The sequence below is a fragment of the Shewanella kaireitica genome (assembly GCF_023284045.1).
GTDB lineage: Bacteria > Pseudomonadota > Gammaproteobacteria > Enterobacterales > Shewanellaceae > Shewanella > Shewanella kaireitica.
In genome coordinates this window covers 19,400-34,691 of the sequence record NZ_JAKIKQ010000011.1, presented here as the reverse complement: position 1 = coordinate 34,691, position 15,292 = coordinate 19,400, and the positions used below count along the sequence as shown (strand labels likewise).

Annotated in this window: 14 protein-coding genes; 8 read left to right on the top strand and 6 right to left on the bottom strand. The window is 43.2% G+C overall.

Features of this window, described 5'->3' with window-relative positions:
* Positions 1–51: 51 nt before the first annotated feature.
* On the bottom strand, positions 52–2,277 hold the full coding sequence (locus tag L2730_RS13860) for an NADP-dependent isocitrate dehydrogenase (RefSeq protein ID WP_248975135.1): 2,226 nt from the start codon (positions 2,275–2,277) through the stop codon (positions 52–54).
* A 298-nt stretch (positions 2,278–2,575) separates the two neighbouring features.
* Here L2730_RS13860 and L2730_RS13855 point away from each other — a divergent pair, with 298 nt between their 5' ends.
* From L2730_RS13855 to L2730_RS13830, 6 genes are all read left to right on the top strand, one after another.
* Complete coding sequence (locus L2730_RS13855; protein WP_248975134.1) at positions 2,576–3,256, top strand: pseudouridine synthase; 681 nt, start codon at positions 2,576–2,578, stop codon at positions 3,254–3,256.
* Positions 3,249–3,701: an NUDIX hydrolase gene (locus L2730_RS13850; protein ID WP_248975133.1), complete on the top strand. Its 453-nt coding sequence runs from the start codon at positions 3,249–3,251 to the stop codon at positions 3,699–3,701. Before L2730_RS13855 ends, L2730_RS13850 begins: the two co-directional genes overlap by 8 nt.
* Positions 3,702–3,893: 192 nt before the next feature.
* The gene (gene mnmA, locus L2730_RS13845) at positions 3,894–5,009 is read left to right on the top strand and encodes a tRNA 2-thiouridine(34) synthase MnmA (protein WP_248975132.1); all 1,116 of its coding nucleotides are present in this window, start codon (positions 3,894–3,896) and stop codon (positions 5,007–5,009) included.
* A 3-nt stretch (positions 5,010–5,012) separates the two neighbouring features.
* Positions 5,013–5,630: a high frequency lysogenization protein HflD gene (gene hflD / locus L2730_RS13840; protein WP_248975131.1), complete on the top strand. Its 618-nt coding sequence runs from the start codon at positions 5,013–5,015 to the stop codon at positions 5,628–5,630.
* 29 nt (positions 5,631–5,659) lie between these two features.
* Positions 5,660–7,027 (top strand): adenylosuccinate lyase, encoded by a 1,368-nt coding sequence (gene purB / locus L2730_RS13835; protein WP_248975130.1) that lies wholly within the window; start codon positions 5,660–5,662, stop codon positions 7,025–7,027.
* A 92-nt stretch (positions 7,028–7,119) separates the two neighbouring features.
* Positions 7,120–8,247: a ribosomal protein uL16 3-hydroxylase gene (locus L2730_RS13830; protein WP_248975129.1), complete on the top strand. Its 1,128-nt coding sequence runs from the start codon at positions 7,120–7,122 to the stop codon at positions 8,245–8,247.
* Between the two features lie 95 nt (positions 8,248–8,342).
* Here the strand turns inward: L2730_RS13830 and L2730_RS13825 are convergent, their stop codons facing one another.
* Positions 8,343–8,780 carry a DUF4826 family protein gene (locus L2730_RS13825; protein WP_248975128.1) on the bottom strand — a complete coding sequence of 146 codons (438 nt, stop codon included), beginning with the start codon at positions 8,778–8,780 and terminating at the stop codon, positions 8,343–8,345.
* Between the two features lie 268 nt (positions 8,781–9,048).
* On the opposite strand from L2730_RS13825, the gene L2730_RS13820 reads away from it, so the two are divergent.
* Both L2730_RS13820 and L2730_RS13815 read left to right on the top strand, forming a co-directional pair.
* Positions 9,049–10,080, top strand: a complete 1,032-nt coding sequence (locus L2730_RS13820; RefSeq protein ID WP_248975127.1) for a Leu/Phe/Val dehydrogenase — start codon at positions 9,049–9,051, stop codon at positions 10,078–10,080.
* Positions 10,081–10,247: 167 nt separating this feature from the next.
* Complete coding sequence (locus L2730_RS13815) at positions 10,248–10,592, top strand: hypothetical protein (protein WP_248975126.1); 345 nt, start codon at positions 10,248–10,250, stop codon at positions 10,590–10,592.
* A gap of 32 nt (positions 10,593–10,624) precedes the next feature.
* Here the strand turns inward: L2730_RS13815 and L2730_RS13810 are convergent, their stop codons facing one another.
* From L2730_RS13810 to ydiJ, 4 genes are all read right to left on the bottom strand, one after another.
* Positions 10,625–11,038 carry a PliI family lysozyme inhibitor of I-type lysozyme gene (locus L2730_RS13810; protein ID WP_248975125.1) on the bottom strand — a complete coding sequence of 138 codons (414 nt, stop codon included), beginning with the start codon at positions 11,036–11,038 and terminating at the stop codon, positions 10,625–10,627.
* 53 nt (positions 11,039–11,091) lie between these two features.
* Complete coding sequence (locus tag L2730_RS13805) at positions 11,092–11,511, bottom strand: MarR family winged helix-turn-helix transcriptional regulator (RefSeq protein ID WP_248975124.1); 420 nt, start codon at positions 11,509–11,511, stop codon at positions 11,092–11,094.
* A gap of 156 nt (positions 11,512–11,667) precedes the next feature.
* Positions 11,668–12,102 (bottom strand): DUF1285 domain-containing protein, encoded by a 435-nt coding sequence (locus L2730_RS13800; RefSeq protein ID WP_248975123.1) that lies wholly within the window; start codon positions 12,100–12,102, stop codon positions 11,668–11,670.
* 79 nt (positions 12,103–12,181) lie between these two features.
* The gene (gene ydiJ / locus L2730_RS13795) at positions 12,182–15,232 is read right to left on the bottom strand and encodes a D-2-hydroxyglutarate dehydrogenase YdiJ (RefSeq protein WP_248975226.1); all 3,051 of its coding nucleotides are present in this window, start codon (positions 15,230–15,232) and stop codon (positions 12,182–12,184) included.
* Between the last annotated feature and the right edge of the window lie 60 nt (positions 15,233–15,292).

The following is a 15,292-nucleotide window of genomic DNA, read 5'->3' as shown; positions in this document are numbered from 1 at the left end:
TGCTTTTTTATTGGCTTTTTAACAGGCCTGTAAGACACAGACCGTTAATAACTAGCCGTTAATCAGTGCATTAAGCGTTGCACTTGGGCGCATTGCATCAGATGCCTTTGCCGCGTCTAGACGATAGTAACCGCCTAAGTCCACTGCTGGCCCTTGAACACCATTTAACTCGGCAACGATTGTTTCTTCGTTACTCGTCAGTGCTTCTGCAAAAGCTGTGAATTGTGCTTGTAACTCACTATCTTGCGTTTGCGCTGCAACAGCCTGAGCCCAATACATAGCAAGGTAGAAATGGCTTCCACGGTTATCAAGTTCACCCACTCGGCGTGAAGGAGACTTGTTTGTATCGAGGAACTGACCGATTGCCAAATCTAGCGTGTCAGCTAATACCTGTGCTCTGGCATTGTTGGTTGTTTGGCTAAGGTGCTCTAAAGAGGCACCGAGCGCGAGGAACTCACCCAATGAATCCCAACGTAAATGCCCCTCTTTCTCAACCTGCTGCACGTGCTTAGGCGCACTACCACCTGCACCTGTTTCAAACAATCCACCACCATTCATTAGCGGTACAATTGAAAGCATTTTAGCACTTGTGCCCAGCTCTAGAATTGGGAATAGATCGGTAAGGTAGTCACGTAAAACGTTACCCGTTACAGAAATAGTATCTTGGCCAGCTTTAACACGCGCTAAGGTAAAGCGTGTTGCTTCAACTGGCGACATGATATGAAGCTCAAGACCATTGGTATCGTGATCTTTCAGGTATAACTCAACCTTCTTGATGATTTCAGCATCGTGAGCACGCGCGGCATCTAACCAGAACACAGCTGGAGTTGCTGATAAACGTGAACGGTTAACGGCAAGTTTAACCCAGTCACGAATTGGCGCGTCTTTAACCTGACACATTCTGAAGATGTCACCGGCTTCAACATTGTGCGACATAAGCACAACACCATTTTGATCAACAACGTTAACAGTACCGGCTTCGGCAATTTCAAAAGTCTTGTCGTGGCTACCGTACTCTTCCGCCTTTTGAGCCATAAGGCCTACGTTTGGTACGCTACCCATGGTGCTTGGATCAAATGCACCATTTTTAATGCAAAAATCAATTGTTTCTTGGTAAACACCGGCATAGCAACGATCTGGGATCATCGCTTTCATGTCTTTTAGCTGGCCATCAGGCCCCCACATCTGCCCAGAAGTACGAATCGCTGCTGGCATAGAGGCATCAATAATCACATCACTTGGTACGTGCAAGTTGGTGATCCCTTTATCAGAGTCAACCATTGCGAGCTCAGCACTGCTTGCGTATACCGCGGCAATATCTGCTTCAATAGCCGCTTTTTGCTCTGCAGGTAGTGAAGCGATTTTTGCGTACACATCACCGACACCATTATTAACATCAACACCGAGTTCTTCAAATAGTTGACCGTGCTTAGCAAAAACGTCTTTGTAGTAAACTTTAACGGCATGGCCGAATAAAATTGGATCAGAGACTTTCATCATGGTGGCTTTCAAGTGCAGCGACAATAATACATCCTGCTCTTTAGCACTTAACGTTTCACGCTCATAAAAGCTAACCAATGCAGCTTTGCTCATCACTGCAGAATCGATAACTTCTCCAGCTTGCAATGCTATAGCATTACGAAGCACTTGCTCTGAACCATCTGTTTTGCTCAGTACAATTGAAACACTACCGGCATCATCGAGCGTGACAGATTTCTCACTACCGTAAAAATCGCCTTCACTCATATGAGCAACATGAGACTTAGAGTCAGTCGACCATTTGCCCATTGAGTGTGGGTTTTTCTGAGCAAACTTTTTAACTGAACCCGGTGCGCGGCGATCAGAGTTACCTTCACGTAATACAGGGTTTACCGCGCTGCCTTTAATTTTGTCGTAACGCGCTTGAATGTCTTTTTCGACATCATTTGCAGGCTCATCAGGGTAGTTAGGAATGTCATACCCTTTATTTTGCAACTCTAAAATACATGCTTTTAATTGTGGGATTGACGCACTAATGTTTGGCAGCTTAATAATGTTAGCTTCTGGCGTCTTCGCCAGCTCGCCAAGTTCCGCTAATGCATCACTGATTTTTTGTTCTGCTGTTAAATTTTCAGGGAAAATTGAGATGATTCGACCTGACAATGAAATGTCACGAGTCTCAACGTCAACACCTGCACTTTGGGTAAACTTTTGGATAATGGGTAATAAAGAAAGAGTTGCCAGTGCTGGAGCTTCGTCAGTTTCGGTATAGATGATCGTTGATGATTTATCGTTCATTTTTCGTCCTACATTATTTTAAATTTAAGATTTTTATAATAATTATGTCTATTTTTATGATGAAAAGGTAAAAAATTCAGTCACTTTCGATTATTTATCGTCACTAACACTGTGCGATAACTTTTTATTTTGTTTACCACTGCGAGGTTAATAAAGATCCCATTAACACTCAAATTTAGTTGCGGATCACACTTTTATGGCCGACATCATAAAACATTCCGCGCAAGATTCAAATTCCACTAACGGCCAATGAGCAGTACAATAGACAAATTAGCCCCTTTTTTAAAAGTTAATTTGCGTGACTCAGCCATTTTCGAAAAAAAAACCAGCTAGAAAGCCTGCTAAACCCCATGGTTTCTCTGCAAAACCAGGGAAAAAACCACAGCGTCCATCTAGAGTGGCTAGTAAGCCTAAAGAAGTAAACAATCCTGTTATTGTATTGTTTAACAAACCTTTTGATGTTCTTTGCCAATTTACTGATGAGCAGGGCCGTAAAACTCTCAAAGATTTTATTCCAATACAAGAGGTTTATGCAGCAGGTAGATTAGACCGAGACAGTGAAGGTTTATTACTGCTGACTAATGACGGAAAGTTACAGGCGCAAATTACTGAACCGAAAAAGAAAACCTTTAAAACCTACTGGGTGCAAGTCGAAGGCGCCCCCAGCGAAACCGATCTCGATAAGCTGCGTAAAGGCGTCGAATTGAAAGATGGTTTAACCTTACCCGCCAGAGTTAATATCATGAGTAGCCCCTCTGTATGGCCACGTAACCCACCGATTCGTGAGCGAGCAAAAATTCCAACAACTTGGCTCACTATTGAGATCTGTGAAGGCAGAAACCGTCAAGTGAGAAGGATGACCGCCAATATCGGTTTTCCCACTCTAAGATTAATCCGCTATAAAATAGGCCAATGGAGTCTAGACGATCTCCCTAACGGTCAGTATCGACAGCTAGATATGGGTGGTAAGAATGGCTGAACGGTATAAACCCAACACAACTGTCGCCTGTGTAATTGAGGCTAATGGTAAATACTTGCTAGTCGAGGAGTTGATTGAAGGCAAAATTAAATATAATCAGCCAGCAGGCCATCTTGAAGCCAATGAGTCGATTGTTGATGCATGTATTCGCGAAGTGAAAGAGGAAACAGGCCTTGAGATAGAGCCGCAAGCACTGGTATCAATCTATCAGTTTACTGCAACCGAGGAGCTGGCCTTTGTGCGCTATACCTTTTGTGCTTCACTGGATAACAGCCTTGATTCTAAACCAATCGATCCCGCGATTAACTGCACAAAGTGGCTGACATTGTCTGAAATAACAAGCCTCAAATCTCAGCTGCGAAGTCCATTGGTACTCAAATCAATTGAAGATTATCAAAACGACAAGCGCTATCCGCTCGAAATACTCAATGATCAATGGCTTTAATTCACTTGCTAAAAGCACGCTAAGTTGATCAACTTCCGATACTGATTGGTATCAGTCCCCCAATGCGTGATAGAATACGCCCCCGCAGAAAGAGGTGAGTTTTAGGCTCCCTTGTAATTCGGTTTTTAACCCATATATTTAACTGATATATGGCTGCAACGCTCGTCAAACACAAAGGTTTTATTAGGATTTATGACATCAATCGCCCCCACCCATCTAGATAAAAAAGTCATCGTCGGCATGTCCGGTGGTGTTGACTCATCTGTATCTGCTTACTTGTTGATGAAGCAAGGCTACCAAGTAGAAGGCCTTTTCATGAAGAACTGGGAAGAGGATGACACGGATGAATATTGTGCGGCGGCAGATGATTTAAAAGATGCCCAAGCTGTCTGCGATAAGCTTGGTATTAAGCTGCATACAGTAAACTTTGCCTCAGAGTACTGGGATAATGTGTTTGAGTATTTCCTTGCAGAATACAAAGCGGGCCGAACGCCAAACCCTGATATCATGTGCAACAAAGAGATTAAGTTTAAAGCTTTTCTCGAGTTTGCTGATGAAATTCTAGATGCTGACTATATTGCGATGGGACACTACGTGCGCCGCCGCGACATTGATGGCACCAGCCAAATGCTGCGTGGTGTTGATGGTAATAAAGATCAAAGCTACTTCTTATACACACTTAGCCACGAGCAAGTTGCACGCTCACTCTTCCCTGTTGGCGAGCTAGAAAAAAGCGAAGTACGTGATATTGCTAAAGAGATGGGACTCATCACCCACGATAAAAAAGACAGCACTGGCATCTGCTTTATTGGCGAACGTAAATTTACTGATTTCCTATCCACCTTCTTACCCGCTCAACCGGGTAACATCGAAACCAGCGAAGGTGAAGTGATTGGTCAACATCAAGGTTTGATGTATCACACCTTAGGCCAGCGCAAAGGCTTAGGCATTGGTGGCTTAAAGAACAGCAGTGAAGATCCTTGGTATGTAGTTGAAAAAGACTTAGTCCGCAATGTATTAGTTGTTGGCCAAGGGGGTAACCACCCACGCCTAATGTCTAACGGTTTACTGGCTAACCAGTTGCATTGGGTCGATAGAAAAGGCCCTGCTGATGGCGCCAAAATCACCTTGAAAACACGTTACCGTCAACAGGATGTACCCTGCACTGTAACCTATGACAGCGATGACCAAATACGGGTAATATTTGACGAGCCTGTTGCTGCGGTAACGCCAGGACAATCAGCTGTTTTTTACGATGGCGAAATTTGTCTTGGTGGCGGGATCATCGACGTACTAATAAGAGATTAATCAATGAGCGATCAGTTGTTTGAACGCACAATGGCTTTTGCAGGCATTTTGCAAGCTGTAGCCCAAGTGCAGTATATAGCCAGACACGGCGACTCAGATAAAGATGCCCTCGCGGCAAGCTTAAATTCAGTATTGGTGACTAACCCTGACTCAACGTCAGAGGTTTACGCTGATAAAGATGCGCTGAAAAAAGGCTATCAAATGATCGTTGCCCAATTGGGTGACGGTAAGCAAAAAGATGTTGAAGTGACCCGCTACTTAGTGGGCATTTTAGCATTAGAGCGAAAGCTCACTCGCTCGGCTAACGCCATGGGAATGTTGTCTGAGCGGATCAACCAGATCCACCGCCAACTTAGCCATTTTGAAATCACTGACGAACAGGTTATTGCTAACTTTGCCGGTATATACAGCGACATCGTCAGTGAACTTGGCCCCAAATTACAAATTTCGGGTAACCCAGAGTTTTTGAAACGCACTCAAACCCAACAAAAAATTCGCGCTCTTTTACTGTCTGCCATGCGCAGTGCAGTGTTATGGCGTCAATTAGGAGGCAAGCGTAGGCACCTTGTCTTCGCAAGAAAAACAATAGTCGACACAGCTATGAAAAGCCTCACCCTATAATATAAGACAAGTTCATCAAGGAGCTTCTAATGGAACTTTCCGCACTAACTGCTATCTCTCCGGTAGACGGTCGTTATGGTAGTAAAACCGCCTCATTAAGAGGGATTTTCAGCGAGTACGGCCTGACCAAATACCGTGTTCAAGTCGAAATTAACTGGCTAAAGCTGCTATCTAGCTGCCCAGAAATTGAAGAAGTTCCACCTTTTAGTGAAGCAGCACTTGCTTTACTTGATCAAATTAAAGATAACTTTAGCGAAGCTGATGCCCAGCGTGTTAAAGATATTGAAGCAACAACCAACCACGATGTAAAAGCGGTTGAATACTTCATCAAAGAGCGCATTGCAGATAACGCTGAACTTGTTGCAATCGATGAATTTGTTCACTTTGCTTGTACTTCAGAAGATATCAACAACCTTTCTCACGCGTTGATGTTAACTGAAGCTCGTGATCAAGTGGTTGTGCCGTATTGCCAAAAAATTGTTGATGCGGTTAAAGCATTAGCAAAAGAGTACAAAACCGTACCATTAATGTCACGCACACACGGTCAACCAGCCTCTCCATCTACTTTAGGTAAAGAGATGGCGAACGTTGCAGTCCGTTTAGAGCGTCAACTAACTCAAGTCTCTAATGTTGAGATCATGGGTAAAATCAATGGTGCTGTAGGTAACTACAATGCTCACCTATCTGCTTACCCAGAAGTTGACTGGCACGCTCTTTCACAGCGCTTTGTCACTAGCCTTGGTATCAACTGGAACCCTTACACAACGCAGATTGAACCGCACGATTACATCGCGGAGCTATTCGACGCGTTAGCACGTTTCAACACCATTCTTATCGATTTCGATCGTGATATTTGGGGTTATATTGCACTGGGTCACTTTAAGCAGCGCACTATTGCTGGTGAAATTGGTTCTTCAACCATGCCACATAAAGTTAATCCAATCGACTTTGAAAACTCTGAAGGTAACTTAGGTATTGCTAACGCACTGATGCAGCACTTAGCCGCTAAGCTTCCTGTATCTCGCTGGCAGCGTGACTTAACTGACTCTACCGTTCTACGTAACTTAGGTGTTGGTATGGCTCACTCTCTTATCGCTTATCAAGCGACATTAAAAGGGATCAGTAAGCTACAAGTGAACGAAGAGCAACTTCGCAAAGAGTTAGATGGTAATTGGGAAGTACTGGCTGAGCCAGTTCAAACCGTTATGCGTCGTTATGGTATCGAAAAGCCATATGAGAAACTTAAAGAGCTCACGCGCGGTAAGCGTATCGATGGTGAGCAACTAGCCGTCTTTATCGATGGTCTAGAACTACCAGAAGATGTGAAAGTTGAACTTAAGAAGATGACACCAGCCAACTATATTGGTCGTGCAGAAACTTTTGTTGACGAGCTTTAATCATTAGTTTTTAAACTACTAATGTTGTAAATAAGGCGGTAAGCTTAGGCTTATCGCCTTTATTTTTATCCTTTTTATGAGTGCTGCCAAACATGTACAGTCTTAATTTAGACACCAATGCTTTTCTTACCGACTATTGGCAGAAAAAGCCGTTACTTATCAGAAATGCATTCCCTAACTTTGAAGAGATCATCAGCCCAGATGAACTTGCAGGTTTAGCGTGTGAAGAGGAAATCTCTTCTCGAGTAGTAATCACTAAGAACAATGACTGGCAGATCTGCCAGGGACCTTTTGAAGATTACGATAAATTTGGTGATAGCCATTGGCAATTATTAGTACAGGCACTCAACCATTGGCACCCAGATTCAGCAGATTTTATTAACGCATTCCGTTTTATACCCGACTGGCGTTTTGATGACTTAATGGCTTCTTTTGCGACCCCGCACGGCGGCGTCGGTGCGCACATTGATAACTATGATGTGTTTATTATTCAAGGTGAAGGTCAACGACATTGGACTGTCGGTGAAAAAGGCCAATATGCTGCTAAAAACAATGATCCAACCACACCATTAATAGAAGGGTTTGAACCTATTATCGATGTGGTACTGGAGAAGGGAGACATGTTATACATTCCACCTGGCTACCCTCACCAGGGCCAAACCTTAACCACAGCGATGAGCTACTCCATTGGTTTCCGCGCTCCGAGTCAGCAAGAGTTATTCAGCGGGCTCGCCGATGGGCTTATTGATAGTAATACAGGCTTAAAGCGCTTTACTTCAACCTCTGAGCCTTCAATAGCTAACCAAGTGAGCCTCAGCCACCAGCAAGATATGATGGCGCTTATCACTGACCTCGCCAGCGACCCTCACAGTTATCAAACAATGTTAGGCTGCATTCTAAGTCAGAACCGTTTTGAACTGGATTTATGTGAACCTGACGTGCCCTATACTGCAGAAATGCTAATCGAAGACATTGAACAAGGTGCAGAGCTAAATCGCATTGGTGGTTTGAAATTGTTGCAGTTAGAAAATGACAGCATTGACAGAGTATTTATTAACGGTGAAGCCTTCGAGCATTCTACAAACATAACTACAGATATCGCTTTGTTAGCTAACCAGTTTAGCTTTGACTCGCAGCAGACCCAAGAGTTGACGCAAAACAAAGACACCTTAACGATGATTTTAACACTACTCAATCGTGGTTATTTTTACTTAGGCTGAGCTATCAATTTAAAGACTGAGCTTAAGGACTTTAAACAAAAACGCCAGAATAAGTGACTTATTCTGGCGTTTAAAAGCTAATTAAAAAATATTACTTATGCAGCAGGTCCCCAAATTTTATCATCAGCCTGCATTTTGTATAAGCCTTCTGCACGCGAGATAAGTAGCTCAGCAAACTGAGCTTGTGCAGGATCTTTAGTCAGACCTGAACGCTGAATATTCTCAGCTTTCATTTGCCACATCATAGAAAAATGACGGATAGCATCACGAGCGGTTGCCGCGACATTAACATCAACATAATCAGCAGGTAAGTCGCCTGACATTACCCAAAATGTTTGCTTAGCTGGTTTTTTAGAATCCATTTTCCAAATGGCGACAAATGGCGCTAAGTAGCGACTTTCATCCGCATACACCTTATTTGGCATAATACCTTTTTCAGCAAGAAACTTGTTCGCTTTTTGAAATTGCGTTCTGATCCACTCTTGTCTTAATGCTTCTTGGTCTTGAGCTTGATCGACTTCTTGTTCAGCCATCTCTTTCATCCTTTCTTATTGTTCTTTTGAGTCCATAGCTATGCAACTCTCTAATAATTTTACACGCCTAACTCGCTTAAATAACGCTTAAAACTTTACGTTAACGTAAAGTGGAAAGCAGAATTGCCACATGGATCACAAATAATCCGAATCTTTACTTTGTTGAGAGTATCGCTAAATGCTATCGTTCTGCAATAAATATAACAAACAGATCGCACTGTAATCTAGCAGTAGCGGCATTTTCGATGCTTATAGCGGAGATCAACAAGTGGCAGTATTCAATCACATCTCTTTTGACGACCATGAACAAGTTGTTTTTTGTCAGGACAAAGAAAGCGGCCTTAAAGCCATTATTGCAATTCATAACACAAACTTAGGTCCAGCTGTAGGCGGCTGTCGTATGTGGAATTATGAATCAGACGATGAAGCAATAACCGACGTCCTGCGTCTTTCTCGTGGCATGACCTACAAAAACGCACTAGCAGGACTGACTATGGGTGGCGGTAAGTCCGTTATCATTGCCGATCCAAAAATAACAGACCGCGAAGCACTCTTTAGAGCGTTCGGCCGCTGTATTGATACCTTAGGTGGCAAGTACTATTCAGCTGAAGATGTTGGTGTATCAACCGCCGATATTATGATCGCCCATGAAGAAACCCCTTATATGGCTGGTTTAGAAGGCAAGAGTGGCGACCCATCGCCTTATACTGCTCTTGGCACCTATTTGGGCATTAAAGCTGCGGTAAAGCATCAGCGTGGCCTAGACAGCCTTAAAGGGCTTAAGATCTCTGTACAGGGTGTTGGCCATGTCGGTTACTACTTATGTCGCCATCTGCATGAAGAAGGTGCTGAGTTAATTGTTACCGATATCCACCAAGAGTCATTAGATAGAGTCGCCTCTGAATTTGGTGCTATTGTTGTTGCCCCGCAAGACATTTATCATCAAGATGTTGACGTTTATGCGCCATGTGCATTGGGTGCAACGATCAATGACATCACCATTCCTATGCTTAAAGCGACAATTGTTGCTGGTTGTGCCAATAACCAACTTGCAGAGGTTCGCCACGGTGAGTTGTTGAAAGAGCAAAACATTCTTTACGCTCCAGATTATGTGATAAATGCTGGCGGCATTATTAATGTCTCTTTTGAAAAAGACTACGATCCTGCTGCTGCTACAGCGAAAGTTGAAGAGATCTACAACACACTACTCACAATCTTTAAGCAGTCAGATGAACAAAACCGTACTACTGGTGATGTTGCTGATGAAATGGCACGCGAGATCATCAACGCTGCTAAATAATGTTTGAGTTAAAAAAAGCCAAGCAGTTGCTTGGCTTTTTTTTGAATTTTTATCTGCATACTTCCAACTACATAACCCCTTTTCATACAACTTTCATTTTTCCAGACTGGCAAACGTCATATTCCTCTGCTTGAATTAAAAGCCCTAGGGAAATTGTGGGTCCGTATATGGTTTGTTTTAAATATGATCTCAACCAAGAAAACATTGAGCTACAAGCAAGTAATTGGTGTGGCTTGGAAGAAGCCTATGTCAATGGCAAGCGAGTCTCTAGAAAACTAAACTTCGGCCACAATAGCGAACATCAAGTTGTGCTTAAAGATGGTAAACCTGCAAGGCTGCACCTATTTTTTGATCCTGCCACCGAACAGCTCATATGTAGGATCTATAAACAAAATAATTTGGTCGCTAGTTTAAAGCAGGGGAAAAGAGAGTTATATCGAAGCCGATTAATGAGCCAACAGAGCATTCTAGCTTTAGGGTTATTGGCAGTATTCCTACTCATGGTGAGCTAGTAAAACTGCCAATTAAAGGTATCAAGTTACAATCAGCAAAGCTTAATCTCATTAGATGTAACGCAAATCAACTGGCTTGCTTGATAATTGCCGCTGCCCGCCGTCACTGTTGTAATCGAAAGCTTTTGCTTATCGTCACCATTCTCAATTAAAACAGCCTTTACAATCGTACCGTCACGAACAAAATTAACAGCAGCAACAAAATCACCTACGTTAAGATCTTTATAAAGCTTAACGCTAATGCTACCAATAGATCGAGGCTCTAATCGTCCCTCTTCCACGACTAAAGTTGCCCCATTCGCCAGTGCTATTGATTGAATAAACCCAGCGCTTTGACTGACTTGCTCAACGGGCTTTACTGCAGGCTTTGTTTTCGACTTATTAATATTGACTGAACACGCTGTGACTGTGAAAGCTACAATGAATACGACGAAAATACGATACATGATAATTCCTTTTAAAAAGAGTCGCCAACAGGCAACCAGACTTTCGACAGATGCTAATCGCAGAAACGATTAATCTTATTGATTAAGGTTAAGAACTTGGCTTGCTCTTCAACAGTTAGGTTTTCCAAAAACAGTTCGTTGACCCGCTCGGCCTCTCGAATAAGATCTTGCTCTAACGCTTTACCATTATTGGTGAGAAATATATTGAATGCGCGGCGGTTATCGAGATCTTGTTGACGGGTAATGAGTTGCTGCTGTTGCAGTTGATCCAGCAGTCTGGTCATGGTGTAGTTAGCGACATCACAACGCTTTGACAGCTCAGTTTGAGTCACACCCTCTTCCTGCCAAAGCGAAAACAGCACTGGCCAAAGTTTAATGTCCAGATCATAGCGTTTAAGCCTCTGATCTAACGCATTTTGTAGGTCAACATTTAGATGGGAGACCAAGTAACTTAAACTTTCAAATCGATTCAATCAGCACCTCCTAAGCAGCTTAGCGGTTCATTTAATCTTATCACTTACGCTAAAAGAAACTAGCCTTAGCGATAGCTAATTGTTGATTATCAATCAAAAAGCTTATAAATCATAATCTTGAAATAGTTAATTCGAGTTCATGCTCAAGCAACCATTTTAGGCTATGAATTCATTTATAAATCGATAGAAACAGGCTCGGTTTAACTTAGCAACAAGCCCCTTTTCTAGCTGCAGCGTAATTTTGTCGTCCATTACAGTAAAACCATCAAAACTTGCAAGCTCATGCTCAGTACCAATACTTGTTGTAACCTCAAAAGAGCCCGCTTGCTTTGCATCATAATCAACAATAACGAGCGCTTCACTCAGCACGTTTACTTTCAGTTTTTCAACAGGCGTAATTAGATAATATTGACCTTCAATCCTATGTAAAATACTGGCAAAAAGTTTACTGAACTTAAGCGGTAATTTGCCACCTCGATAATACCAGTCGCCATTGTCTGCGATTTCAAAAATAGCACCAGCATCACATAAGGGCGCACCTTGATTCAGCGTATTGAGTGCTTCTGTCGCGGTTGTTATTTTTGAGGTCATACATCGCTTCCTTTCAGTACTATCGCTCGTTAGGCGCTGCTAAAAACAAAAACTAGCCATTGGCTAGTTTTTATCGGCTTTACAGTAATTTTAGTAAGGCTTCTATCGGGTGCTTAGGCTTAAAGCCACTAAAGCGCTTCACCTGACTTCTGCAGGAGTAGCCAGAAATAAGCACTTGTGATTGCGGTAACTTAGCAAGGGTTTGCTCCCAAGACATCGCATAAAGCGTTTTAGAGCGTTCGAGATTTTCTGCCTCGTGACCATAGGTGCCCGCCATACCACAACACCCCAGACTAACCGTATTCAGTTTAGCGCCAAAGTGTTCAAAAATCCCTTTCCACTCATTAGCTGTATTTGGCTTGGCGGTTGATTCAGTGCAATGGCTAAACCAAGTAAACTCATTGTCCTCGTTGACGCTATCGGTTACTTCAACTCGAGGCCGCTGCTTTATCACATCAAGCAGCCACTCATTGGCGAGTTGCACATGGAAGTCGCCTCTCGCACCACCAAGCACTTCAGCGTATTCGTCACGGTAGCAAAGCACCAATGCAGGATCGATACCCACCATTGGCATATCTAGCTTAGCAACTTCATTTAAGAAATCAGCAGTCGACTTTGCCGTTCGGGCAAATTTATCTAAAAAGCCTTTAATATGGATGGGTTTACCATTTGGTTTGAATGGTAACAATATTGGTTTAAGGCCTAGTTTCTCAATCAGCTTTATAAAATGCAGTACGGTGCCGGCTTCATAAAAGCTATTGAAAGGATCTTGTACTACAAGTACATAATCACTGCGCTCAGATTCAGGTATTTGCTGTAATGCAGCCAAATCATAGCCTCGACTAGCATGGCCTTCTAAGCGCTGCTTTAAAGTCGGTACCGACAGTGCTGGAGAATCTACATAACCGAGCGACTTTTTTATCACCCACTTACTCAAGCTATTTTGCGATACTGCATTAACCAGTTTTGGTGCTGACGCCATTAATGGCAGTGACTCTTCGATGCCTGCAACCAAATAATCTTTAGCAGGACGCAAATAGCGCTGATAATAAATATCAAAGAATTGCGCTCTAAATTTTGGTACATCCACTTTGACTGGACATTGACTAGAGCATGCCTTACACGCTAAACAGCCCTTGAGAGACTCCATCACTTCATGGGAGTAATCGTACTCTTTATCTATTTTTAAGCTATTTTGCGCTCTTTGGAGCCAGCCTAAAGGCTTAGCACGCGCCAGCTCATTGACATCAATACCTTCTGCTTCAAGTAAACGTAGCCACTCGCGCATTAATCCTGCGCGTCCTTTCGGAGATTGAACTCTATCACCGGTCACCTTAAAAGATGGGCACATTGGTGAATAATGGCTGTAGTTAAAACACAGGCCGTTACCATTGCAATTCATCACATCAGGAAAGGCGTTACGAGTCTGAATAGGGATCTGTCTGTCAAAGCTACCGCGCTTAACACTGTCCACATTGTAGAGCATCGGTCCACTATTTTTAGGAGCTACCAACTTACCTGGGTTAAGTTTATTGCTTGGATCAAATAATCCTTTAACCTCTTCAAGTAAGCCATATAAGTGCTCACCAAAAACCGCAGGGCCATACTCACCGCGAACACCTTTACCATGCTCGCCCCACATCAACCCGCCGTATTTAAGTGTTAAGTCTGCCACCTGATCTGAAATCGTCTTCAGTAGCTTTTCATCATCTACATCACACATATCCAGTGCTGGACGCACATGCAAAACACCGGCATCGACATGACCAAACATACCATATTGCAGCTCATGGCTATCTAGCAGCGCTCTAAACTCAATAATAAAGTCGGCGAGTTTCTCTGGTGGCACAGCAGTATCTTCAGCGAAGGCCAGTGGCTTACGCGAGCCTTTAGCGGCGCCTAAAAGACCAACAGCCTTTTTACGCATCGCGTATATGGTGTTAATGCTATTTCTGTCAGAAGTGACTTGATACCCTAAAAGCCCTGCCTCTTTTTGCTCAAGCTGTTTAGTTAGCATGGTTTCAAGCAGAGTGAGTCTGGCTTCAACATCGGCTTGTTCACCCGCAAACTCAACCATGTTAAGTCCATCGATCTCTTTACCAGGTACCTCGGTAATGAGTGATGACACTGAATGCCAAATGATGTCCTCTTTGGCAAGGTTAAGCACCTTTGAGTCAACGGTTTCAACTACGGTTGCATTGGCTTTAACTAAGTCAGGCGCGTGACGCAGCGCTGACTCAAACGAGTCATATTTAATGTTAACCATCATCCGACAAGTCGGTAGCGGCGTAATATTTAACTTGGCTTCGGTGATCACCGCCAATGTGCCTTCAGAACCTGTCAAAATACGTGACAAGTCGAAATTCTCTAAGTTGTCATCCCAAACATTTTTCAGATCATAGCCAGTCAAAAAGCGGTTCAACTTGGGAAAACGTTGTTCAATCTGCTCACGATTGCCTCTGCACATTTCTGCAATCGTTGTAATCAACTGCTGACCTAGAGCATTGTCGGTAACCTTAGTGACATCATCCAATTCAGCTTGAGTGATAGATTGAGTCTCAAGCTTACTGCCATCGAAAAGTATGCTGGTTAAGCCAAGCACGTGATCTGATGTTTTACCGTAAACTAATGATCCCGCGCCTGACGCGTCAGTGTTAATCATACCGCCTAACGTGGCACGATTTGACGTTGATAAATCAGGGCTAAAGAAAAATCCATGGCCGCGCAAAGCATCGTTTAGTGCATCTTTTACCACGCCAGCCTGCACTTTGACCCAACCTTCCGCTGCGTTCACCTCTAAAACCTGATTCATATAGCGCGACATATCGACAATAATGCCATGGGTTAACGACTGACCATTGGTACCGGTGCCGCCACCTCTTGCGCTAAAGACCACTTTGCTAAACTCTGCTTGATTGGCAAGTGTTAATGCTACTTGTACATCATCAGCGGTCTTAGGATAGATAACTGCTTGCGGTAAGAACTGATAGACCGAGTTATCGGTAGCTTGAGCTAATCGAGCACTATAGCGGGTGTCTATATCGCCACTAAACTGACCATCCTCTAGCGTAGACAAAAAGGAAAGGTAAACAGGTTCAAGCGTTTGTTGATGAGATAACTTCGGTAACATGGCGGCTTCTGTCAATTATTATTCTTAAGTTTATGCCGAACATTATAAACAAAAAAAAGC

Excerpts from the sequence above, each read along its gene's own strand:
- L2730_RS13860 (WP_248975135.1), bottom strand. The coding sequence starts at position 2,277 with ATGAACGATAAATCATCAACGATCATCTATACCGAAACTGACGAAGCT.
- L2730_RS13850 (WP_248975133.1), top strand. The coding sequence starts at position 3,249 with ATGGCTGAACGGTATAAACCCAACACAACTGTCGCCTGTGTAATTGAG.
- mnmA (WP_248975132.1), top strand. The coding sequence starts at position 3,894 with ATGACATCAATCGCCCCCACCCATCTAGATAAAAAAGTCATCGTCGGC.
- hflD (WP_248975131.1), top strand. The coding sequence starts at position 5,013 with ATGAGCGATCAGTTGTTTGAACGCACAATGGCTTTTGCAGGCATTTTG.
- purB (WP_248975130.1), top strand. The coding sequence starts at position 5,660 with ATGGAACTTTCCGCACTAACTGCTATCTCTCCGGTAGACGGTCGTTAT.
- L2730_RS13830 (WP_248975129.1), top strand. The coding sequence starts at position 7,120 with ATGTACAGTCTTAATTTAGACACCAATGCTTTTCTTACCGACTATTGG.
- L2730_RS13825 (WP_248975128.1), bottom strand. The coding sequence starts at position 8,780 with ATGGCTGAACAAGAAGTCGATCAAGCTCAAGACCAAGAAGCATTAAGA.
- L2730_RS13815 (WP_248975126.1), top strand. The coding sequence starts at position 10,248 with ATGGTTTGTTTTAAATATGATCTCAACCAAGAAAACATTGAGCTACAA.
- L2730_RS13810 (WP_248975125.1), bottom strand. The coding sequence starts at position 11,038 with ATGTATCGTATTTTCGTCGTATTCATTGTAGCTTTCACAGTCACAGCG.
- L2730_RS13800 (WP_248975123.1), bottom strand. The coding sequence starts at position 12,102 with ATGACCTCAAAAATAACAACCGCGACAGAAGCACTCAATACGCTGAAT.
- ydiJ (WP_248975226.1), bottom strand. The coding sequence starts at position 15,232 with ATGTTACCGAAGTTATCTCATCAACAAACGCTTGAACCTGTTTACCTT.